22 protein-coding genes and 1 pseudogene are annotated in these 18,733 nt (G+C 64.2%); 11 read left to right on the forward strand and 12 right to left on the reverse strand.

Features of this window, described 5'->3' with window-relative positions; translation table 11 throughout:
- Window positions 1-75: 75 nt before the first annotated feature.
- The 3 genes from QA642_RS01655 (at window position 76) to QA642_RS01665 (ending at window position 2,239) form a co-directional block, all read left to right on the forward strand.
- On the forward strand, window positions 76-630 hold the full coding sequence (locus QA642_RS01655; protein WP_283083093.1) for a fasciclin domain-containing protein: 555 nt from the start codon (window positions 76-78) through the stop codon (window positions 628-630).
- 184 nt (window positions 631-814) lie between these two features.
- Entirely contained in the window at window positions 815-1,444 is a 630-nt protein-coding gene (locus tag QA642_RS01660) for a cytochrome b/b6 domain-containing protein (protein WP_283083094.1), read from the forward strand.
- Window positions 1,445-1,456: 12 nt separating this feature from the next.
- Window positions 1,457-2,239 carry a molybdopterin-binding protein gene (locus QA642_RS01665; protein ID WP_283083095.1) on the forward strand — a complete coding sequence of 261 codons (783 nt, stop codon included), beginning with the start codon at window positions 1,457-1,459 and terminating at the stop codon, window positions 2,237-2,239.
- Window positions 2,240-2,332: 93 nt separating this feature from the next.
- On the opposite strand, the gene QA642_RS01670 is transcribed toward QA642_RS01665, so the two are convergent.
- Window positions 2,333-3,535, reverse strand: coding sequence for a YbfB/YjiJ family MFS transporter (locus QA642_RS01670; RefSeq protein ID WP_283083096.1), 1,203 nt, complete (start codon window positions 3,533-3,535; stop codon window positions 2,333-2,335).
- Window positions 3,536-3,762: 227 nt separating this feature from the next.
- Between QA642_RS01670 and leuB the strand changes: the two genes are divergently transcribed.
- Window positions 3,763-4,875 (forward strand): 3-isopropylmalate dehydrogenase, encoded by a 1,113-nt coding sequence (leuB, locus tag QA642_RS01675; RefSeq protein ID WP_283083097.1) that lies wholly within the window; start codon window positions 3,763-3,765, stop codon window positions 4,873-4,875.
- 130 nt (window positions 4,876-5,005) lie between these two features.
- The gene (locus tag QA642_RS01680; RefSeq protein ID WP_283083098.1) at window positions 5,006-5,644 is read left to right on the forward strand and encodes a DapH/DapD/GlmU-related protein; all 639 of its coding nucleotides are present in this window, start codon (window positions 5,006-5,008) and stop codon (window positions 5,642-5,644) included.
- Between the two features lie 182 nt (window positions 5,645-5,826).
- Here QA642_RS01680 and QA642_RS01685 read toward each other — a convergent pair whose 3' ends face one another.
- Window positions 5,827-6,210 (reverse strand): hypothetical protein, encoded by a 384-nt coding sequence (locus QA642_RS01685; protein WP_283083099.1) that lies wholly within the window; start codon window positions 6,208-6,210, stop codon window positions 5,827-5,829.
- A gap of 157 nt (window positions 6,211-6,367) precedes the next feature.
- Window positions 6,368-7,156 carry a hypothetical protein gene (locus QA642_RS01690; protein ID WP_283083100.1) on the reverse strand — a complete coding sequence of 263 codons (789 nt, stop codon included), beginning with the start codon at window positions 7,154-7,156 and terminating at the stop codon, window positions 6,368-6,370.
- A gap of 116 nt (window positions 7,157-7,272) precedes the next feature.
- On the opposite strand from QA642_RS01690, the gene QA642_RS01695 reads away from it, so the two are divergent.
- Window positions 7,273-8,307, forward strand: a complete 1,035-nt coding sequence (locus QA642_RS01695; RefSeq protein ID WP_283083101.1) for an aspartate-semialdehyde dehydrogenase — start codon at window positions 7,273-7,275, stop codon at window positions 8,305-8,307.
- A gap of 131 nt (window positions 8,308-8,438) precedes the next feature.
- Here the strand turns inward: QA642_RS01695 and QA642_RS01700 are convergent, their stop codons facing one another.
- Entirely contained in the window at window positions 8,439-9,083 is a 645-nt protein-coding gene (locus QA642_RS01700; protein ID WP_283083102.1) for a carbonic anhydrase, read from the reverse strand.
- 111 nt (window positions 9,084-9,194) lie between these two features.
- Here QA642_RS01700 and QA642_RS01705 point away from each other — a divergent pair, with 111 nt between their 5' ends.
- Both QA642_RS01705 and QA642_RS01710 read left to right on the forward strand, forming a co-directional pair.
- Window positions 9,195-10,076 (forward strand): CoA ester lyase, encoded by an 882-nt coding sequence (locus QA642_RS01705; protein WP_283083103.1) that lies wholly within the window; start codon window positions 9,195-9,197, stop codon window positions 10,074-10,076.
- A gap of 219 nt (window positions 10,077-10,295) precedes the next feature.
- Window positions 10,296-11,048 (forward strand): hypothetical protein, encoded by a 753-nt coding sequence (locus QA642_RS01710; RefSeq protein WP_283083104.1) that lies wholly within the window; start codon window positions 10,296-10,298, stop codon window positions 11,046-11,048.
- Between the two features lie 161 nt (window positions 11,049-11,209).
- Here QA642_RS01710 and QA642_RS01715 read toward each other — a convergent pair.
- Window positions 11,210-11,599 (reverse strand): annotated as a pseudogene (locus QA642_RS01715) (SDR family oxidoreductase); the annotation flags it as partial.
- 77 nt (window positions 11,600-11,676) lie between these two features.
- Here QA642_RS01715 and QA642_RS01720 point away from each other — a divergent pair.
- Window positions 11,677-12,450 (forward strand): N-acyl homoserine lactonase family protein, encoded by a 774-nt coding sequence (locus tag QA642_RS01720; RefSeq protein ID WP_283083105.1) that lies wholly within the window; start codon window positions 11,677-11,679, stop codon window positions 12,448-12,450.
- A 5-nt stretch (window positions 12,451-12,455) separates the two neighbouring features.
- Here the strand turns inward: QA642_RS01720 and QA642_RS01725 are convergent, their stop codons facing one another.
- The 4 genes from QA642_RS01725 to QA642_RS01740 all read right to left on the reverse strand — a co-directional run bounded on the left by QA642_RS01725 (window position 12,456) and on the right by QA642_RS01740 (window position 15,109).
- Window positions 12,456-12,875, reverse strand: coding sequence for a hypothetical protein (locus QA642_RS01725; protein ID WP_283083106.1), 420 nt, complete (start codon window positions 12,873-12,875; stop codon window positions 12,456-12,458).
- A gap of 280 nt (window positions 12,876-13,155) precedes the next feature.
- Window positions 13,156-13,941 carry a hypothetical protein gene (locus tag QA642_RS01730; protein WP_283083107.1) on the reverse strand — a complete coding sequence of 262 codons (786 nt, stop codon included), beginning with the start codon at window positions 13,939-13,941 and terminating at the stop codon, window positions 13,156-13,158.
- Window positions 13,942-14,023: 82 nt separating this feature from the next.
- Window positions 14,024-14,629 carry a 3-isopropylmalate dehydratase small subunit gene (gene leuD / locus QA642_RS01735; RefSeq protein WP_283022723.1) on the reverse strand — a complete coding sequence of 202 codons (606 nt, stop codon included), beginning with the start codon at window positions 14,627-14,629 and terminating at the stop codon, window positions 14,024-14,026.
- 81 nt (window positions 14,630-14,710) lie between these two features.
- A complete protein-coding gene (locus QA642_RS01740; RefSeq protein WP_283083108.1) occupies window positions 14,711-15,109 on the reverse strand; it encodes a metallopeptidase family protein in 399 nt (132 codons plus the stop codon).
- Between the two features lie 160 nt (window positions 15,110-15,269).
- Between QA642_RS01740 and QA642_RS01745 the strand changes: the two genes are divergently transcribed.
- The gene (locus QA642_RS01745; protein ID WP_283083109.1) at window positions 15,270-15,563 is read left to right on the forward strand and encodes a hypothetical protein; all 294 of its coding nucleotides are present in this window, start codon (window positions 15,270-15,272) and stop codon (window positions 15,561-15,563) included.
- 309 nt (window positions 15,564-15,872) lie between these two features.
- Here the strand turns inward: QA642_RS01745 and QA642_RS01755 are convergent, their stop codons facing one another.
- Window positions 15,873-16,172: a DUF1330 domain-containing protein gene (locus QA642_RS01755; protein WP_283083111.1), complete on the reverse strand. Its 300-nt coding sequence runs from the start codon at window positions 16,170-16,172 to the stop codon at window positions 15,873-15,875.
- A 177-nt stretch (window positions 16,173-16,349) separates the two neighbouring features.
- Here QA642_RS01755 and QA642_RS01760 point away from each other — a divergent pair, with 177 nt between their 5' ends.
- Window positions 16,350-16,913 carry a hypothetical protein gene (locus tag QA642_RS01760; protein ID WP_283083112.1) on the forward strand — a complete coding sequence of 188 codons (564 nt, stop codon included), beginning with the start codon at window positions 16,350-16,352 and terminating at the stop codon, window positions 16,911-16,913.
- Between the two features lie 109 nt (window positions 16,914-17,022).
- Here QA642_RS01760 and QA642_RS01765 read toward each other — a convergent pair whose 3' ends face one another.
- Together QA642_RS01765 and leuC are read right to left on the reverse strand one after the other, a co-directional pair.
- Window positions 17,023-17,232, reverse strand: coding sequence for a hypothetical protein (locus QA642_RS01765; protein WP_283083113.1), 210 nt, complete (start codon window positions 17,230-17,232; stop codon window positions 17,023-17,025).
- Window positions 17,233-17,323: 91 nt separating this feature from the next.
- Window positions 17,324-18,730, reverse strand: coding sequence for a 3-isopropylmalate dehydratase large subunit (gene leuC / locus QA642_RS01770; RefSeq protein WP_283083114.1), 1,407 nt, complete (start codon window positions 18,728-18,730; stop codon window positions 17,324-17,326).
- Window positions 18,731-18,733: the final 3 nt, after the last annotated feature.

The raw sequence follows: 18,733 nt of genomic DNA on the forward strand, positions 1-18,733 counted from the left end.
ACTGCCGCAAGCCGCCTTCGTTGCCCCAACTCAACGCCGGCCCTTGCCGGTCACCATTCAATCGGGAGACTTTCCATGTCGAAGCGTATTGCCTATCTCGCTGCTGCCGCCTTCAGCGCTCTGGCCATCACCGCGACCGTCGTCGCGCCTGTGCGTGCCGAGGAGAAGACCGTCATGGTCGGCGGTGCCGCGATGTTCCCGTCCAAGAACATCGTCCAGAACGCGGTCAACTCGAAGGACCACACCACGCTGGTCGCGGCCGTGAAGGCTGCCGGTCTCGTGCAGACGCTGGAAAGCAAGGGCCCGTTCACGGTGTTCGCGCCGACCAACGCCGCCTTCGGCAAGCTGCCGGCCGGCACCGTCGACAATCTGGTCAAGCCCGAGAACAAGGCGACGCTGACCAAGATCCTCACCTACCATGTCGTGCCCGGCAAGCTCGAAGCCTCCGATCTCACCGACGGCAAGAAGCTGAAGACCGCCGAGGGCGAGGAGCTCACGGTGAAGAAGATGGACGGCAAGGTCTGGATCGTCGATGCCAAGGGCGGCACCTCGATGGTGACGATCTCCAACGTCAACCAGTCCAACGGCGTCATCCATGTGGTCGACACCGTGCTGATGCCGGCGACATAACACCGCGTAGCCCGGTTTCATCCCCCAAACCGGATGCGGCGAAAACGGCGAGCCGGGGGCACCCGGCTCGCTTTATTGTGACCGGCATAGCCTGACGGTATCGATTCGATGCCGGACAGGGCGTAACGAAAGCGGCCGCAGCGGCGTATATTCTGTGTCAGACCACGTTCAGGACCGAACCATCATGTCGAGCCTCACAGTCTCAGGCGAGCAGGTCAGCGCCACCCCGGCCAAGGTGATCCAGCCGGCCTGGGTTCGCGTCATGCACTGGATCAATGCACTGGCCATGATCCTGATGATCCTGTCGGGCTGGCAGATCTACAACGCTTCGCCGCTGTTCGGCTTCAGTTTTCCGCGCGAGTACACGCTGGGCGGCTGGCTCGGCGGCGGCCTGCTCTGGCATTTTGCGGCGATGTGGCTGTTGATGACCAACGGCCTTGCCTATCTCGTCACCGGCTTTGCCACCGGCCGCTTCCGGAAGAAGCTGCTGCCGATCACGCCGTCGGGCGTGCTTCACGACGTCAGGGCCGCGCTGACCTTCAAGCTCGGTCATGACGACCTCACCGTCTACAATTACGTGCAGCGCCTGCTCTATGCCGGCATCATCGTGGTCGGCGTGCTGATCGTGCTCTCCGGCCTCGGAATGTGGAAGCCGGTTCAGTTCTATTACCTGGTGATGCTGTTCGGCGATTATCCGACCGCGCGCTACGTGCATTTCTTCTGCATGGCCGCGATCTGCGCCTTCCTCGTCATTCACGTTTTGCTCGCGCTGCTGGTGCCGAAGAGTCTGCGCGCGATGATTATCGGGCGATAAAGGAGAATAGCGATGGCCAAGCGTTCATTCCTGATCCCCGGCGTCGACAAGCGGCTGCTGATCAAGGACTCCATCAAGGCGATGCCGGATTTTACCCGTCGCCGCTTCATCGCCGGCGGCGCCAGCCTGGGGGCGCTGACGCTGCTCACCGGCTGCGACGTGATCGACTCGTCCTCGGCTGAGACCATGCTGGCCAAGGTTTCGAAGTTCAACGATGCCGTGCAGGGCTTCATCTTCAATCCCGACGCGCTGGCACCGACCTTCCCGGAGAGCGCGATCACAAAGCCGTTCCCGTTCAACGCCTATTACGATCTCGACGACGCGCCCGATGTCGACGGCAAAGACTGGAAGCTCGAGGTGCGCGGCCTCGTCGACAACAAGAAGTCCTGGACGCTGGACGAGCTCTACAAGCTGCCGCAGGTGACGCAAATCACCCGTCACATCTGCGTCGAGGGCTGGAGCGCGATCGGCAGCTGGACCGGCACGCCCTTGCGCGATTTCCTCAAGCTGATCGGCGCCGACACGCGCGCGAAATATGTCTGGTTCCAGTGCGCCGACAAGGACGGCTACAACTCGCCGCTCGACATGCGCAGCGCGCTGCATCCGCAGACCCAGATGACGTTCAAATACGCGAACGAGATTCTGCCGCGCGCCTATGGTTTCCCGATGAAGATCCGCGTGCCGACGAAGCTCGGCTTCAAGAACCCGAAATACGTGGTCTCGATGGAAGTCACCAACGACTACAAGGGCGGCTATTGGGAAGACCAGGGGTATAATTCGTTCAGTGGGAGCTAGCCCCGCAGCCGTAGGGTGGGCAAAGCGCAAGCGTGCCCACCATTCTATCCATCAAGAAGACCGTGGGCACGGCGCTGTGCGCCTTTGCCCACCCTACGGCACCGATGATTTGGCCGGCCCCACCTTGCGCTGGCAAAGCGCCGCCACCGCCCCCAAGGCCAGCAGCGCTGCCGACACATTCAGCGCGTAGCTCAAGCTCCCCAGCGCATCCGTGATCGCACCCACGACGATCGGGCCGAGCGTCTGGCCGACGCCGAACGAGATCGTCATCGCCGCGATCGCGGTTGGCCACATCTGCGGCGGATAGTTGAAGCGGACGAAGGCGGTGGTCGAGCCGACCACGGCGAAGAAGGCAACGCCGAACACCACCGCTGAAATCGCGAGCCATGTCGGGGAATGCCCGAGCATCGGCAAGCCGGCGCCGAGCGCGTTGGTGCCGAGGATGATCGCGGTGGCGAGCCCGCCGCGATCGAGCGCGAGCACGCCGCGCCAGGCCCAGGGCGTGACGAAGGCCGACAGGCCGATCAGGCCCCAGAACGCAGCTTGCGCCGCGGCCCCACCGCCGCCGTCGCGGACATAGGCGATCATGAAGGTCATGTAGGCGATGTAGCCCGCACCGAACAGGAAATACGCGGCGAGATAGATCAGCACGGGCAGGATCGCGAAGGTGGCGTGGCTGCCTTCGGAGAAGCGCGCGCCGCTCTCGATGCGAGTCAGGAACAGCGGCACGGTCATCGCGGCCGACAGCAGCGTCAGCGCCCACCATACGATCCACCACGAGCCCGGCCCGAAATATTGCAGCGTGAACGGGGCGATCAGCCCCGAGGAGAGGATGCCGATGCCGGGCCCGGCATAGAACAGGCTGAGCAGGAAGTTGGCCCGCTCCGGGTGCGACTGAGCGATGGTTGCGGCGAGCGCGCCGCCGGCGACGAAGCCGGCCGCGGCGCCGAGGCCCAGCACGAGGCGGGCGAGGCTCAGCGCGACGAAATTGCCCGTCAGCGCGCAGGTGGCGAGCGCGGCGACGCAGGCCAGGGTCCCGCCGCGGATCGCCGCCGCCCAGCCGACCCGCTGGATCAGCCGCGACGCCGCAAGCGCGCCGACGAGATAGCCGACGGCATTGATGGTGTTCATGAAACCCGCCGCCGAGTAGGACCAGCCGAGGTCCTCCCGCATGTCCGGCAGCACCAAGGCATAGGCAAAGCGGCCGATGCCGAGCCCGACCGTCGCCGCCAGCGACAGGGTCAGGATCAGCCGCGCGGGATGTGCGTCGGGTCGAGGGCGGTCAGGCGCGTGCAAGGGGTTCTCCGGCTGGTGCAGTGTGGCAGGCCCGGTGCGCCTTGCACAGCCGCGGTGCGGCAATGGTGTCTTGCCAAGCACGCAACGCCGCTCTAGCACTCCGGCCGAAATTCACGAGGCGCCGTCATGCCCGGCCTTGTGCCGGGCATCCACGTTCTTCGCAGCGAAAGCAAGGACGTGGATGGCCGGGACAAGCCCGGCCATGACGAAACGGAGGAAGAACGACCATGGCGACCCACAAATTGCTGCTGCTCCCCGGCGACGGTATCGGCCCCGAGGTGATGGGCGAGGTGAAGCGGCTGATCGATTGGCTCAATTCGGCCGGGATCGCCAAATTCGAGACCGACACCGGCCTCGTCGGCGGCTCGGCCTATGACGCCCACAAGGTGTCGATCTCCGAGGGCGACATGGCCAAGGCGCTGGCCGCCGACGCCATCATCTTCGGCGCGGTCGGTGGTCCCAAGTGGGACGCGGTTCCCTACGAGGTGCGTCCCGAAGCCGGCCTCTTGCGCCTGCGCAAGGATCTGGCCCTGTTCGCCAACCTCCGCCCCGCGGTGTGCTACCCGGCGCTGGCCGACGCCTCCAGCCTGAAGCGCGAGGCGGTCGAGGGCCTCGACATCGTCATCGTGCGCGAGCTCACCGGCGGCGTCTATTTCGGCGAGCCCAAGACCATCACCGATCTCGGCAATGGCCAGAAGCGCGCCGTCGATACCCAGGTCTACGACACCTATGAGATCGAGCGCATCGGCCGCGTTGCCTTCGAGCTTGCCAGGAAGCGCAAGAACAAGGTGACGTCGATGGAGAAGCGCAACGTCATGAAGTCGGGCGTGCTCTGGAACGAGGTCATGACTCAGGTCCACAAGCGCGAATACCCTGATGTCACGCTCGAGCACCAGCTCGCCGATTCCGGCGGCATGATGCTGGTGAAGTGGCCGAAGCAGTTCGACGTCATCGTTACCGACAATCTGTTCGGCGACATGCTGTCCGATATCGCGGCGATGCTGACCGGCTCGCTCGGCATGTTGCCCTCGGCTTCGCTCGGCGAGGTCGACGTCAAGAGCAAGAAGCGCAAGGCGCTGTACGAGCCGGTGCACGGCTCGGCGCCCGACATCGCCGGCAAGGGCCTCGCCAATCCCATCGCGATGATCTCGTCGTTCGGCATGGCGCTGCGCTATTCCTTCGACATGGGCGATCTTGCCGACAAGGTCGACGCCGCCATCGCCGCCGTGCTCGCGAGTGGCTTGCGCACCGCCGACATCAAGTCGGAAGGCACGACGGCTGCTTCCACCACGCAGATGGGCGAGGCGATTTTGAAGGAATTGCAGAAGCTGCACGCCTGACGGCAAGCACCGCACTCGTAGGGTGGGCAAAGCGAAGCGTGCCCACCAATCGATTGCGATTAGAGAGAGATGGTGGGCACGGCGCGCTGCGCCTTTGCCCACCCTAGGGCACCTGCTTCCGGAGCCACTCATGGATGCCTCACCCCGCCCCAAGATCGCAGAAACCGTCATCCATGAAACAGTGCGCCAGCGCGAAGCGCAGATCGGGCGCCGCTGCGAGATCCTCGCCAACACCCGCATCGAATATGCCTCGCTCGGCGATTACTCCTATCTCGGCGAGTCCTGCGACGTCGCTGACGCTGCCATCGGCAAATTCACCGCGATCGCCAATTCGGTGCGGATCGGTGCGCCCAATCATCCGATGGGCCGCGCGTCCCAGCATCGCTTCACCTATGTCCCCGAATATTACGAGGCGAGCGCGACGCGTGACCGCGGCTTCTTCGCTGATCGCCGCGGCGACCGCGTCATCGTCGGCAATGACGTCTGGATCGGCCACGCCGCGATTCTGCTGCCGGGTGTCACGGTCGGCGACGGCGCGGTGATCGCGGCGGGCGCGGTCGTCAGCCGCGATGTCGCGCCCTACACGATCGTCGGCGGCGTTCCCGCGCGCCCCATCCGCAAGCGCTTTCCCGATTCCGTCGCGGCGAGCCTGCGCCGTATCGCCTGGTGGGATTGGCCGGACGAGCTCATCTTCGAGCGCCTCGGCGATTTCCGCTCCGAGGCGATCGAGGAATTTTGCCGACGCTATGACCCGGCTGCCAACGCGTAGCCTCAGCTGTCATTGCGAGGAGCGAAGCGACGAAGCAATCCAGAATCGTTCCGCAGAGAGATTCTGGATTGCTTCGCTGCGCTCGCAATGACGATGTAGAGGCAAGTGTGCCCTATGACACCTCGCAAAATCAAAAAGGCCGGGCGTGAAGCCCGGCCTTTTGATTCGGTCGCCGCGCCGCCTCAGTACAGCGGGAAATTCCGCGGATAGCCGCCGACGTCGGCCGGCGTCGAGAGCGGCTGGCGATCGATCGGACGGTTGTTGTTCTCGCGTGCGAAGGTTGGATAGCCGATCTCCGGCGGGAAAGCGTAATCCATGAACTTGCGGTCGCCCGGATTGACCTCGGTGCCGCCGTCGAGCCAGGAGCGCTTGCTCACATAGATGCGGGTGCGACCCTGCTGGTAGACCGAGTTGGGGCCGCTCGGGCCGTAATAGACCCGGCCGCGCTCGTCATAGCGCTTGGTCTTGGTGTCGGCCGCAGCCGGCGTCGCGAAGGCCGCGGCAATGACGGCGCCCGCCGCTAGCCAGGTCGCCAATTTGGTTGCCGCAGAAAATGTCGAGCTCATCACGTCCCCTTCAGGCGGCAGGCCGCCAGTCGATTTCGCCCCATACTAGCCCGGCCGGGGTGGTTGCAACTAGGTCTATTGGGTCACACCGGGTGGGAATAATCGTGCGCGCCGGCAAAAAGTTGCATCAATACCAGCCACTTGAGCTTGATGCCGATCAAAGCGCCCCGCGCAATTGCGCGTTGGCCGCGCCCAGCAGCCAGTCGGAGGCAGCAGCGCCCTCGCAGGCGCGGCGCTTCAGCTCGGCATGGGCGAAGAATTCCGCCAGTTTCGGCTCGTTGCCCGAAGCGAGCAGCGTCAGCCGGTTCAGCAGGCAGGCGACCGCCGCGCGCCGGGCGGGCAGCGTGTCGCCCTGGCAGGAGAAGCCGGAGATCTGCAGCGCCGGCTCCTCGTTGCGCTTGAGGTAGCCGAGGCAGGACGGCGCCGCCTTGTCCGTGCCGACCGGCCGGAACAGGGCCACGGGGCCGAATTTGGTGTCGATCAGTCCGGCCTGCTCGAGCGGGGTGGCCGAACCCAGGCCCATCTGGATGGCGAGGTCCGCTGCCGCCGGACGGGCCACGTCGAATTCGCCGCCTTCCCGGTAAATCTCGAGCTCGGCTATGGGCTTGTCCGCCTCGCCGGCCCAGCGCATCACATCCCTGCGGCCGCCTTCGGGATGCCTGAGGATGGTGTAAGAGGCTGTTTTATCTGATGAATCAAGCCGGCTCACAGCGAAGGCCGGATGCGAGCGGTCGGCCACGGTCCAGCCGGGCCTTGTGGCCGGCTCATCGTCCCGCATGTCGGGCAGCTGGTTGAGGGCCGCCAGCGCCAGGATGGCAAACAGGGCGAGCGCCCCCACATAGGCGAACAGGCGCGCCAGCGTGCCGACGACCTCGTCGGCGAAGGCTGCAAGCGCCAGATAGAGCTGGGTAGGAGTTTCGGCCGTCCTGGCCTCAGGCGATTGCATCCACGGCCTTCAGGCATGGTCCAACGTTGTCTTGGGGCCGGTTCTCGCATAGAAGCGCTGCTCTTCCTGTTTAAGCGTCAGCTTCGGGAACGGGCTTTTTCATCGGAGAGTGAACGATGGGTTACAAAGTCGCAGTCGTCGGCGCGACCGGCAATGTCGGACGGGAAATGCTCAACATCCTCGATGAGCGCAAATTCCCTGCGGACGAGGTCGTGGCCCTGGCGTCACGCCGCAGCGTCGGCGTCGAGGTCTCCTATGGCGATCATACCCTGAAGGTCAAAGCGCTCGAGCACTACGACTTCTCCGACGTCGACATCTGCTTGATGTCGGCGGGCGGCTCGGTGTCGAAGGAATGGTCGCCGCAGATCGGCGCCGCCGGCGCGGTCGTGATCGACAACTCCTCGGCTTGGCGCATGGACCCCGACGTGCCGCTGATCGTGCCCGAAGTTAACGCGGCTGCGACCGAAGGCTTCAAGAAGAAGAACATCATCGCCAACCCGAACTGCTCGACCGCGCAGCTCGTGGTCGCGCTCAAGCCGCTGCACGACAAGGCGACGATCAAGCGCGTCGTGGTCTCGACCTATCAATCGGTGTCGGGCGCCGGCAAGGACGCGATGGACGAATTGTTCTCGCAGACCAAGGCCGTCTACACCAATGACGAGCTGGTCGCGAAGAAATTCCCCAAGCGCATCGCCTTCAACGTCATCCCCCACATCGACGTCTTCATGGAGGACGGCTACACCAAGGAAGAGTGGAAGATGATGGCGGAGACCAAGAAGATCCTTGATCCCAAGATCAAGCTCTCCGCGACCTGCGTGCGCGTGCCCGTGTTCGTCGGCCACTCCGAGGCCGTCAACATCGAGTTCGAGAATCCGATCACCGCCGATGAAGCGCGCGAGATCCTGCGCAAGGCGCCCGGCTGCCTCGTCATCGACAAGCAGGAGCCCGGCGGCTACGCCACGCCGTATGAAGCGGCCGGCGAGGACGCGACCTATATCAGCCGCATCCGCGAGGACGCGACGGTGGAGAACGGCCTGGTGCTCTGGTGCGTGTCCGACAACTTGCGCAAGGGCGCAGCCCTCAACGCGATCCAGATCGCGGAAGTCCTGATCAACCGCAAGCTGATCAGCGCGAAGAAGAAGGCGGCGTAAGCTCCGTACCGGTCTCGTAGGGTGGGCAAAGCGAAGCGTGCCCACGACCTGCGTTTTAATCGGAAAAGATGGTGGGCACGGCGCTTTGCGCCTTTGCCCACCCTACGAATTCAAGCCAAGCCGCGGAAGCCCTACACCGCGCTCCGTGCGCTCTTGAATTCCTTCGCCGCCTTGTCCAGCACGAACAGCGTGCCCTCGGCGACGCCGAAATAGGCCCCGTGCAGCTGCATCTGGCCGCCCTCGACGGCCTTCTGCACGAACGGGAATGTCGTCAGGTTTTCCAGGCTGCGGAACACCGCGGCCTTCTCGATGCGCTCGACGAACTGCGCCATGGTCTCGTGGTCGCGCTGCTCCACCACCTCACCCGGCTTGATGAACATCTGCATCCATTTGCCGATGAAGTCGCCGGGCGTGAGTGGCTCGATCTTGTCGACGAAGGCGCGGATGCCGCCGCATTGCGCGTGGCCGAGCACCACGATGTGCTTCACCTTCAGCACCGTCACCGCGTATTCCAGCGCCGCCGAGACGCCATGCGCGTTGCCGTCGGGCTGGTACACCGGCACCAGGTTGGCGATGTTGCGGACCACGAACAATTCGCCGGGGCCGACGTCGAAGATCACCTCGGGCGAGACGCGGCTGTCGCAGCAGCCGATCACCATCACTTCCGGGAACTGTCCCTTCACCGACAGCTCGCGATAGCGGCTCTGCTCGGTCGGCAGCCGCTGGGTGGCGAAGGCCTTGTAGCCTTCCAGCAAATGCTTCGGGAATGTGATCATGACCTATGCCTAACCATAGAGCCGGGGAACGAACAAGCCTTTCGAATAGGCAGGCCAAGTGCTATCGGCTCGGGGCAGAATGGACACGAGGAAACCGGAAGGAACGTCAGCATGACCCGCCCGCGCCGCAGCCATCTGTTCATGCCCGGATCCAACCCCCGTGCGCTGGAGAAGGCGAGGAATCTCGCCGCCGACGGTTTGATCCTCGATCTCGAAGATTCCGTCGCGCCTGACGCCAAGGCGGTGGCGCGGGACGGCATCGCCGCCGCGATCGCGGCCAAGGGGTTCGGCAAGCGCGAGATCCTGATCCGGACCAACGGCCTCGACACGCCGTGGTGGGCCGACGACGTCGCGATGGCAGCCAAGGCCTCGCCGGACGGCATCCTGGTTCCAAAGGTCTCCAGCGTCGAGGACCTCGACACGATCGGCCGCAAGCTGGCCGAGCTTGGCGCCGCGCCGACCGTCAAGGTCTGGGCCATGATCGAGACCGCGCGCGCGGTGCTGCATGCCGAGGAGCTCGCCGCGGCCGGGCGCGATCCGAAGACGCGGCTGTCAGGCTTCGTGTTCGGCCCGAACGACATCTCGCGCGAGACGCGCATCCGCATGCTGCCGGGCCGCGCCGCGATGATCCCGATGATCTCGCACTGCATCCTGGCGACGCGCGCTCACGGCCTCGAGATCCTCGACGGTCCCTATAGCGACATCGCCAATTCCGACGGCTTTGCCACCGAATGCGCGCAGGGCCGCGATCTCGGCTTCGACGGCAAGACGCTGATCCATCCCTCGCAGATCGAAGCCTGCAACGTGATCTTCACGCCGCCCGAGGAGGAAGTCGCGCGTGCGCGAAAGATCATCGCGGCGTTCGAGCTGCCGGAAAACGTCTCGCGCGGCGCGATCCGCCTCGACGGTGCGATGGTCGAGCGTCTGCACGCCGACATGGCGCGCCGCACGATCGAGATCGCGGACGCGATCGCTGCGATGAGCAAGGGCTGAGATTGCCCTGAGCGCTTCGTCCTGCGCGACGACAGGGGGAATTTGCGGCTGGGAACTCAGCTAATCCATTGATTTGGCTGATGCTGCGGCGCTGCTTTCGATCACGACCGCGCGAATAAGCGTCGCGGCCGCCGCCGTTGACTTGCGCAAGGCCCACGTCGCAAGGTAACTCCAGCAACAGTTGAACATATTTGGCCCAACCTTGGACGAGGTGTCCCCATGACGGCGCTTGCGGAAGTCGCGGCTCCTGCCAACCTGGTTGACGAACTCACGGCACACGCGGTGCGCAGCATCGAGGCCGCCGATCATTCCGCGGCTCCGTTTCCGCACATCGTCTTCCGCGAGTTCTTTCCGGAGGACTTCTACCGTGACCTGATCCGGAGCGTGCCCACTCAGGGCTACGATCCGATCACCGGGACCGGAACGCGCATGGCGCTGCGCCTCTACGGCGAGAACGTCGACAAGATCGAGCCGTCGCTGCGGCCGGCATGGGCTGCGGTGTCGGCCATGCTGACGTCGAAGAGCGTCGAGGAGGCGATCCGCAAGCGGCTGCATGACGGGCTCGAGATTCGCGCCCGTGGCGACAAGGTGGCCGGCGCCGACGATCTGACCTTGGTGGCAAAGCCGGTCGTCTACGTGGACAGGGACGGCTATCAGATCAAGCCGCATCCGGACACGCGCAAGAAGGTCGTGACGATGCAGCTCTATTGCCCCGCCGACGCCAGCCAGGAGGCTTTGGGGACGACGCTCTACAAGGCCTCGCTCAAGGGACTGCTGCATGTCGGCTCGTATTGCCTGGAGCCGGTGAAGACGATCCCGTTTCTGCCCAATGTCGGCTACGCCTTCGTGGTCCTGAAGGCCTATCACACGCTGACCAGGATGAGCTGGCACGGCCGCCCGCCGATCCAGACCGACCGGGATCGCGTCACCATCCTCAACACGTTCTATGTGAACGAGAAGGTCGGCTTCTAGAGCATGATCCGGAAAGTGTGCAGCGGTTTTCCGAAAAGATCATGCTCAAACAACAACCTAAAGCGCGATGACGATTCGTCCCAATCTCATCGCGCTTTAGGCGTTTGATCTGGACCGCGCCGGGTTCTTGACCCGATCGCGAATCCCTAGCACCGCCTCGCTCAGATCGTCTGGCCCCCGGACACCTCGATGCGCTGTGCCGTGACCCAGCGGTTGTCGGGACCGAGGAGACTTGCAACCATCGGTCCGATGTCGTCGGGCAGGCCGACGCGGCCGAGCGCGGTCATTTGGGCGAACTGCTGGTTCAAATCCGACATGTCCCGGACTGCGCCGCCGAGAAAATCGGTTTCGATCGCACCCGGGGCGACGACGTTTGCGGTGATGCCGCGTCCGCCGAACTCTCTGGCCATATAGACCGTCAGAACCTCGATGGCGCCCTTCGCGGCAGCATAGGCTGAGAAGCCGGGGAAGGATACGCGCGTCAGCCCGCTGGAGAAGTTGATGATCCGGCCGTTGTCGGCGAGCAATGGCAGCAAGGCCTGCGTCAGAAAGTGTTCGGCATACCGCCCGGGCGCGACATGCGCGAGACGAAGCGCCGCGTCGAATCGGCGGCTTGAAGAGTTCCCCAATGGCGACGATTGACAGGATCTACATCCTCGACGGAGGCATTGCAGAGGTCGCAGACGGCTCGATCTATTCTCCGGGTATCAACGTCGGCGTCCCCATGACGTTGAGCTGCAATGCCTACCTCATCAGCCATCGCGGCGAATGGCTGATCTGGGATACGGGCATAGAGGATAAGCTGGCGAAGCATCCGGAAGGACGCATCATTGCCCATGGCATACGCGGCATCGTGCGTCGTCCCATCGCGGACCAATTGGATGAAATCGGGGTGCGGCCCCGCGATGTCAGTACGATCCTCCTTTCCCACGCGCATTTCGATCACATCGGAAATGTCGATCTGTTCGAGAATGCGAGATGGATCGCCCAGCGGGCCGAGTTCGAGGCCATGTTCGGAAACGAGCCTGAAGAATTCGGCTATTCGCTGCAGCACTACGAGGCGCTGAAGGAGCGGCCTTACCAGATCGTCGATGGTGACCACGACATATTTGGCGACGGCGCCGTGCGGATGATCTTCACGCCCGGCCACACTCTCGGGCATTGCTCGCTGATGGTGAGGCTGCCGCGGCGCGGCGCCGTGCTGCTGAGCGGCGACGTCGCGCACAATTGGGAAAACCTCCGGCACATGCGCGTGCCGTCCTTCAATGCGGACCAGCAGGTAACGGTCGCGTCCATGGCCAGAGTCGCCGAGCTGCTTCGCGTCGAGAACGCCGAAATCTGGATCAATCACGATACGGCACAGAGCGAGGCATTGCCTCACGCGCCAGGCTGGATCGCGTAAACGCGTCAGTGCGGCGCGACGTCGGCGCGTTCGAGCGATTCCAGTGTCGAGGCATTGCCGCAATAGCCGTGATAGTTTTCCGCGGCGGTGCCCTCAGTGAGGTCGCGGTCGCACTCGCCCTTGTGATCGCAGAGCGAGCAGACCCGTTCCATGTCGCGCAGCAGCAGCGGCTGTGCGCGTCCGAGCCCCTCCGCGCTGATGCCGAGTTGCTCCAGCATCTTCGGCAGCTCGTCGGCGGCATGCTTGCCGTGACGGACCAGCTCTTCGAGGTCGTCCGGGGCAATCCTGAGATCGCTCGCGATCCGGTCGAAATCTCCGCGGTCGAGCCGTCGCATCTCGTTCATCTCGCGGCGATGCTTCAGCCAGGCGGCAAAGGACTCGATGAGGTCCTGGACGATGGGATACGGCCTGCTTGCGGTGCTCATGCGAGGCTCCATAGGGATCGTGGAACTGGAGCGAGACTACGCACAATGATGCAGGGGCGCGTTGCGCTGGATCAAATTCGACTCGTCTCCCCGACGCGGCAACGCGATCGAATGTAAGGCCGCGAACCCTCCACATCGTCATGGCCGGGCATAGCCGTCCGAAGGACGGCGTCGCTTCGCTCGCCTATGTCCCGGCCATCCACGCTTTGCGCAAGAAGAACGTGGATGCCCGGGACAAGCCCGGGCATGACGACCGACGATGGGTCCGAGCGCAGAAGAGCTACGCGAACCGCTCCGCCGCCCATGCATAGAGGCTGCCGGGTACCGCCGGCTGCTTGCTGCGTCCCTTGCCCGAGATGTGCAGGCCGATCACGTCGGGGTCGGTGACGATGCCGAGATAGCTCGACGGCTCGAAGAACAGTTTTGGCTCGGAATGCACCGCGTAGAACGATTTCTTCGGCAACGCCTTTTGAAGATCGCCCGAACGCTTGGCGAGGATGGTGAGTGCCGGCGGCCCGTAGATGGCGATGCGCAGGTCGGACAGGCGCTGCGAGCCGCCGCTCAGCCGTCGCATCGCAAAGCTCAGGCGATGGCTGAGCGAGAGCCATTCCGGCGTGAGCTCCTCCTGCTCCATCAGCGCCTCGAAGGCGCGAACGATCTGGTGTCCGCGCGGCAGATAGAGCACGGAGTTGCCGAGCCGGCGCGATCGCTCCCAGGCGAAGTAGGGCTTTGCCGGATCGATCTCGACAGGCCTCAGCAGCACCACGTCGGCATCGAGCCAGAGCCCGAGGCCCATCGCCATCAGCTTCATGCGGAAGAAGTCGCTGAACTGGAGCGTGGTCCAGTCGCGCCAGCTGCCGTCCGGCTGCGGCGGCCGCAGGCGTTCGGAGAACGCGTGCGGCAGCACCGCCTCGGCATCGGCGTTCGCAACGCCCGCGGGCAGGCCGGGAATGGGGTCGAAGCTGTAGAGCGTGACCTTGTGCCCAGCGGCCAGCTGCGAGCGCAGACAGGTCTGGCGCAGCGCATCCATCGGGCCGTGCCAGAAGGTGACGATGTCGGGTAGCATCAGGGAAAAGCTATAGGCGATATCGAGGGCAAAGAAAAAGCCCCGGCGCGTCAGGCGCCGGGGCTCGAATGGGATGTCGATCTCAGGCCCAGGCGCGTTCGCGCTTGAGCTTGTCCTCGTAGCTGTCGATCGAGGCCTTCTTCTCCATGGTGAGACCGATGTCGTCGAGGCCGTTGATCAGGCAGTGCTTGCGGAACGGGTCGATCTCGAACTTGACCTTGCCGCCGTCCGGACCGCGGATCTCCTGGTTCGGCAGGTCGATCGTCAGCGTCGCGTTGGCGCCGCGCTCGGCGTCGTCGAACAGCTTGTCGAGGTCTTCCTGCGAGACGCGGATCGGCAGAATGCCGTTCTTGAAGCAGTTGTTGTAGAAGATGTCGCCGAACGAGGTCGAGATCACGCAGCGGATGCCGAAGTCGAGCAGCGCCCAGGGCGCGTGCTCGCGGCTCGAGCCGCAGCCGAAATTGTCGCCGGCGACCAGCACCTTCGTGTTGCGATAGGCGGGCTGGTTGAGGACGAAATCCGGGTTCTCGCTGCCGTCGTCCTTGTAGCGCTGCTCCGAGAAGAGCCCCTTGCCAAGGCCGGTGCGCTTGATGGTCTTCAGGTACTGCTTCGGAATGATCATGTCGGTGTCGACATTGATGATCTTCAGCGGCGCCGCGACGCCTTCCAGCGTGGTGAACTTGTCCATGGTTGCGCTTTCCCGGGTGGTTCTGGGGGAACCGGTATTTATCGCGATCGGGGCCAAAATCCTAGGCCGATTTCGGCAGATCTAGTCTGCTTTGGCCTCAATTGCCGCCATATCGTCGTCCGAGAGGCCGAAATGGTGGCCGATCTCGTGGATCAGGACGTGGCGGACGATGTGGCCGAGGCTTTCGTCGTGCTCGGCCCAGTAATCCAGGATCGGCCGGCGGTAGAGCCAGACCATGTTGGGCAGCCGCGCGACATCGCCAAAACTCTGCTGCGGCAGGCCGACGCCCTGGAACAGGCCGAGCAGGTCGAACTCGCTCTCGCATTCCATCTCGTCGAGGACCTCGTCGGTCGGGAAGTCGTCGACGCGAAGAATCACGCCCTCGCAGAGCTTAAGAAACTCCGCCGGCAGGCGCTCGAATACGTCATGAGCCATCGCTTCCATCTCGGCCAGCGAGGGCGCTTTCAATTCCGTCCACATGCGCTTCTCTTAGCGCGGGTTCCGCGGCGATGCATCCGGCTTTATAGGTGGGGCGTTGACGCCGCGCGCGAAAACGAGGAGCGTACGGCGCTTCAAGGGGTTGGCAGAGGTCGGTGGTGGTATGATGCGGGCGGGAACAGCGATACCGGTTCTACTGTGCATGGGGTTGTTTTCGACTATTTTTGACGGCGCTCAAAGCCAGGTCCAGGCGCAGACGGCCGGCCCCGAGATCCGGCTGGCCCAGGCGGCCTCGCCCGACGACGTCCCCCCGCCGCGCAGGCGGCCTCCGGCGCGCTTGCGCGTCACGCCCTATTACAGCCCCGACGGCGTCTATCCGCGCTACAACCCCGGTCCCGATGCGGTCCGTGAATGCAACGTTGCCTATGTGCAGGAGCACAGGCCCAGCGGCACCGTGATCACGCCGCATATGAGCTGCTACTGGCGGCGGGGCTGACGGGCCGGTTCAACGGGCAGCGCGGAGGCCTCGTGAGGGTGGTCATGGCGAGATGGATTGCACTAGCCTCCGTTGCCGTCGCGCTTGCCACCGGCCTGCCCCGTGCGCCCGCAGCACATAGGGTGACGATCCCCGAGGCCTCGGCGGGGATCGCGGTTTTCAATGCGCGACACGCGCGAACCCGTGAGATTGTGAGGCCTGCCGTGCGCCGTGATCCTCGCTATTACGCGCGGCCGGTTTACTACCGTCCCTATCCCTACGCCGTGCCTGCTCCCTTCGTGCTCGGCTACGGGCCGTTCTGGTGATCCGCTAACCGGACGGCGCAAATCCCTTGACCAGCAGCACCGTCGCCTGTGCGCCCGCCTTGCGATCGCGCGAGATGTCTTCGTACTCGGGTGAATTCGAGAAGGCGAGAAACGCAGCTTCGTCGGGAAACGACATCATGACGAGCTTGTCGTGCGGCCATGTGCCTTCGAGCACGCGCGGATGTTCATCGGCGGCGAGCAGGCGTCCGTTGTACTTCCTGAACACGTCGAAGAACCGCGCCTGATAGCGTTCGTAGGCTGCGCGGTCCGTCATCTTCAATTGCGCAATCGCATAGACAGTCATCTCGAATCCTCACCTCGCGGCCCTGCGTCGCAGCGCGTTGCCAGCAACGTCGTTCATTCACGGGGCGTTCACGTCGCTGTCCCTAACTTAATCTTGGGAGCGACTGCAAATGAACAGGGATGACTCGGGCCGGTCACGAGCGTCGCAACTCCGCTGTTCAGTTTCAGGGAGAAGTCCATGCTGAGGAGTTTGGGTCTCAGGGCAAGCCCGATGCGCTTGCTCGGGATCGCGGCGGCTGCGACGTTGATGCTGTCGACCGGCACTGCGCGACGTGCTGAAGCGCTGACCTTGATCAATCCGGCGACGTCACCCGCGACGAAAGCTGCGACCGACGACCTCGTCACGCAGGTTCGCCACGGCGGTGGTGGCGGACATGGCGGTGGCTCCCACGGCGGAGGTTTTCACGGCGGTGGCGGCTTCCACGGTGGCGGCGGACATTTCGGCGGCTTTCGCGGCGGTGGCTTCCATGGTGGCGGTTTCCATGGTGGCGGCTTCCGCGCCGCGCCGGCGTTTCACGGCGGTGGCTATCGCTACGGCGGATTCCACCGCTACGGCGGCTTTCATCGCTACGGCATCTATCGCCCGCATTACGGCTATCGCCACTTCCACCGGCGCTATTATTACGGCGGCTACTATCCCTACTACCACTATCCGCGCCGCTGCCGGATCATCTGGACCTATTACGGCCCGCGCCGCATCTGCCGCTGGCATCGCTGGCACTATCCGTATCGCTATTGGTGATGTGATCGGAGTCGTCATGCCCGGGCTTGTCCCGGGCATCCACGATCTTTCTATGCACGCCTAAGAACGTGGATGGCCGGGACAAGCCCGGCCATGACGGAGAAACTCGCTAGAGCCAGTCCTTCAGCTTCCACGACGAAGCCTTCCAGCGCATCAAATTCTCGACCTTCCACTGCCGAAACATCGCCGGCGGCCAGCGGCTGAGCTTCGAGGTCTCCTCGACCTCCGGCTTGGCGACGATGCGCAACGGCGTGGCGCGCCGGCGGTGCTGGCGCGTCGCCTCGCTGATCAGATCGACATATTCAGGCTTGTTGGCCATCAGAAGTGTCCTCGCGAGATCGTCGCGAGGACACTGTCGGCGCTGCCGATTAACGGCGGTTTGCCGGGTTAGCTCAAATTGCAGGGATGGCTTAGCGCCAGTCCCTGACGTCGACGAAGTGACCCGCGATCGCCGCTGCGGCGGCCATCGCCGGCGACACCAGATGGGTACGGCCCTTGAAGCCCTGGCGGCCTTCAAAGTTGCGGTTCGAGGTCGAGGCGCAGCGCTCTTCCGGCTTCAGCTTGTCCGGGTTCATCGCAAGGCACATCGAGCAACCGGGCTCGCGCCATTCGAAGCCGGCCTTGATGAAGATCTTGTCGAGACCCTCAGCCTCCGCCTGCTCCTTCACGATGCCGGAGCCCGGCACCACCATGGCGTTGACGTTGGCCGAAACGGTCTTGCCTTCCGCGATCTTGGCGGCGGCGCGCAGGTCCTCGATGCGGCCATTGGTGCAGGAGCCGATGAAGACGCGGTCGAGCTTGATGTCGGTGATCTTGGTGCCGGCGGTCAGGCCCATGTACTTCAAGGCGCGGTGCTTGGAGAGACGCTTGGCCTCATCCGCGATCTTGTCGGGATCGGGCACGATGCCGGTCACCGAGATCACGTCCTCAGGGCTGGTGCCCCAGGTCACGATCGGCGGCAGTTTTGCCGCATCGAGGCGCAGCTCGTGGTCGAAATGCGCGCCTTCGTCGGAGCGCAAGCCCTCCCAATAGCGCATCGCCGCGTCCCAGGCCGCGCCCTTCGGCGACTTCGGCCGGTCGCGCAGGAAATCGTAGGCCTTCTGGTCGGGCGCAACGAGGCCGGCGCGGGCGCCGCCTTCGATCGACATGTTGCAGACCGTCATGCGGCCTTCCATCGACAGCGAACGGATCGCATCGCCGGCGTATTCCAGCACATAGCCGGTGCCGCCCGCGGTGCCGATCTCGCCGATGATGGCCAAGATAATATCCTTGCCGGTCACGCCGTTGGGCAATTTGCCGTCGACGGTGACGCGCATGTTCTTGGCCTTCTTCTGGATCAGTGTCTGCGTCGCCAGCACGTGCTCGACCTCCGAGGTGCCGATGCCGTGCGCGAGCGCGCCGAACGCGCCATGCGTCGAGGTGTGGCTGTCACCGCAGACGATGGTGGTGCCGGGCAGAGTAAAGCCCTGCTCGGGGCCGATGACGTGGACGATGCCCTGGCGCTTGTCGAACTCGTTGTAATATTCGATGCCGAATTCCTTGGCGTTCTCGGCGAGCGCCTTGATCTGCTCGATGCTTTCAGGATCGGGATTGGGCTTGGTGCGGTCAGTGGTCGGCACGTTGTGATCGACGACCGCGAGCGTCTTCTCGGGCGCGTGGACCTTGCGCCCCGTGGCGCGCAGGCCTTCGAACGCCTGCGGCGAGGTCACCTCGTGCACCAGGTGGCGGTCGATATAGAGCAGGCAGGTGCCGTCGTCGGCTTCGTGCACCAGATGGTCGCTCCAGATCTTGTCGTACAGAGTGGTCGGCTTGGACATGAG

The organism is Bradyrhizobium sp. CB2312 (assembly GCF_029714425.1).
In the GTDB taxonomy this organism is placed as follows: domain Bacteria; phylum Pseudomonadota; class Alphaproteobacteria; order Rhizobiales; family Xanthobacteraceae; genus Bradyrhizobium.

What these genes read in the sequence shown, in the direction of transcription:
- QA642_RS01655 (WP_283083093.1), top strand. Translation starts at nt 76, where the DNA reads ATGTCGAAGCGTATTGCCTATCTCGCTGCTGCCGCCTTCAGCGCTCTG.
- QA642_RS01660 (WP_283083094.1), top strand. Translation starts at nt 815, where the DNA reads ATGTCGAGCCTCACAGTCTCAGGCGAGCAGGTCAGCGCCACCCCGGCC.
- QA642_RS01665 (WP_283083095.1), top strand. Translation starts at nt 1,457, where the DNA reads ATGGCCAAGCGTTCATTCCTGATCCCCGGCGTCGACAAGCGGCTGCTG.
- leuB (WP_283083097.1), top strand. Translation starts at nt 3,763, where the DNA reads ATGGCGACCCACAAATTGCTGCTGCTCCCCGGCGACGGTATCGGCCCC.
- QA642_RS01680 (WP_283083098.1), top strand. Translation starts at nt 5,006, where the DNA reads ATGGATGCCTCACCCCGCCCCAAGATCGCAGAAACCGTCATCCATGAA.
- QA642_RS01685 (WP_283083099.1), bottom strand. Translation starts at nt 6,210, where the DNA reads ATGAGCTCGACATTTTCTGCGGCAACCAAATTGGCGACCTGGCTAGCG.
- QA642_RS01690 (WP_283083100.1), bottom strand. Translation starts at nt 7,156, where the DNA reads ATGCAATCGCCTGAGGCCAGGACGGCCGAAACTCCTACCCAGCTCTAT.
- QA642_RS01695 (WP_283083101.1), top strand. Translation starts at nt 7,273, where the DNA reads ATGGGTTACAAAGTCGCAGTCGTCGGCGCGACCGGCAATGTCGGACGG.
- QA642_RS01700 (WP_283083102.1), bottom strand. Translation starts at nt 9,083, where the DNA reads ATGATCACATTCCCGAAGCATTTGCTGGAAGGCTACAAGGCCTTCGCC.
- QA642_RS01705 (WP_283083103.1), top strand. Translation starts at nt 9,195, where the DNA reads ATGACCCGCCCGCGCCGCAGCCATCTGTTCATGCCCGGATCCAACCCC.
- QA642_RS01710 (WP_283083104.1), top strand. Translation starts at nt 10,296, where the DNA reads ATGACGGCGCTTGCGGAAGTCGCGGCTCCTGCCAACCTGGTTGACGAA.
- QA642_RS01720 (WP_283083105.1), top strand. Translation starts at nt 11,677, where the DNA reads ATGGCGACGATTGACAGGATCTACATCCTCGACGGAGGCATTGCAGAG.
- QA642_RS01725 (WP_283083106.1), bottom strand. Translation starts at nt 12,875, where the DNA reads ATGAGCACCGCAAGCAGGCCGTATCCCATCGTCCAGGACCTCATCGAG.
- QA642_RS01730 (WP_283083107.1), bottom strand. Translation starts at nt 13,941, where the DNA reads ATGCTACCCGACATCGTCACCTTCTGGCACGGCCCGATGGATGCGCTG.
- leuD (WP_283022723.1), bottom strand. Translation starts at nt 14,629, where the DNA reads ATGGACAAGTTCACCACGCTGGAAGGCGTCGCGGCGCCGCTGAAGATC.
- QA642_RS01740 (WP_283083108.1), bottom strand. Translation starts at nt 15,109, where the DNA reads ATGTGGACGGAATTGAAAGCGCCCTCGCTGGCCGAGATGGAAGCGATG.
- QA642_RS01745 (WP_283083109.1), top strand. Translation starts at nt 15,270, where the DNA reads ATGGGGTTGTTTTCGACTATTTTTGACGGCGCTCAAAGCCAGGTCCAG.
- QA642_RS01755 (WP_283083111.1), bottom strand. Translation starts at nt 16,172, where the DNA reads ATGACTGTCTATGCGATTGCGCAATTGAAGATGACGGACCGCGCAGCC.
- QA642_RS01760 (WP_283083112.1), top strand. Translation starts at nt 16,350, where the DNA reads ATGCTGAGGAGTTTGGGTCTCAGGGCAAGCCCGATGCGCTTGCTCGGG.
- QA642_RS01765 (WP_283083113.1), bottom strand. Translation starts at nt 17,232, where the DNA reads ATGGCCAACAAGCCTGAATATGTCGATCTGATCAGCGAGGCGACGCGC.
- leuC (WP_283083114.1), bottom strand. Translation starts at nt 18,730, where the DNA reads ATGTCCAAGCCGACCACTCTGTACGACAAGATCTGGAGCGACCATCTG.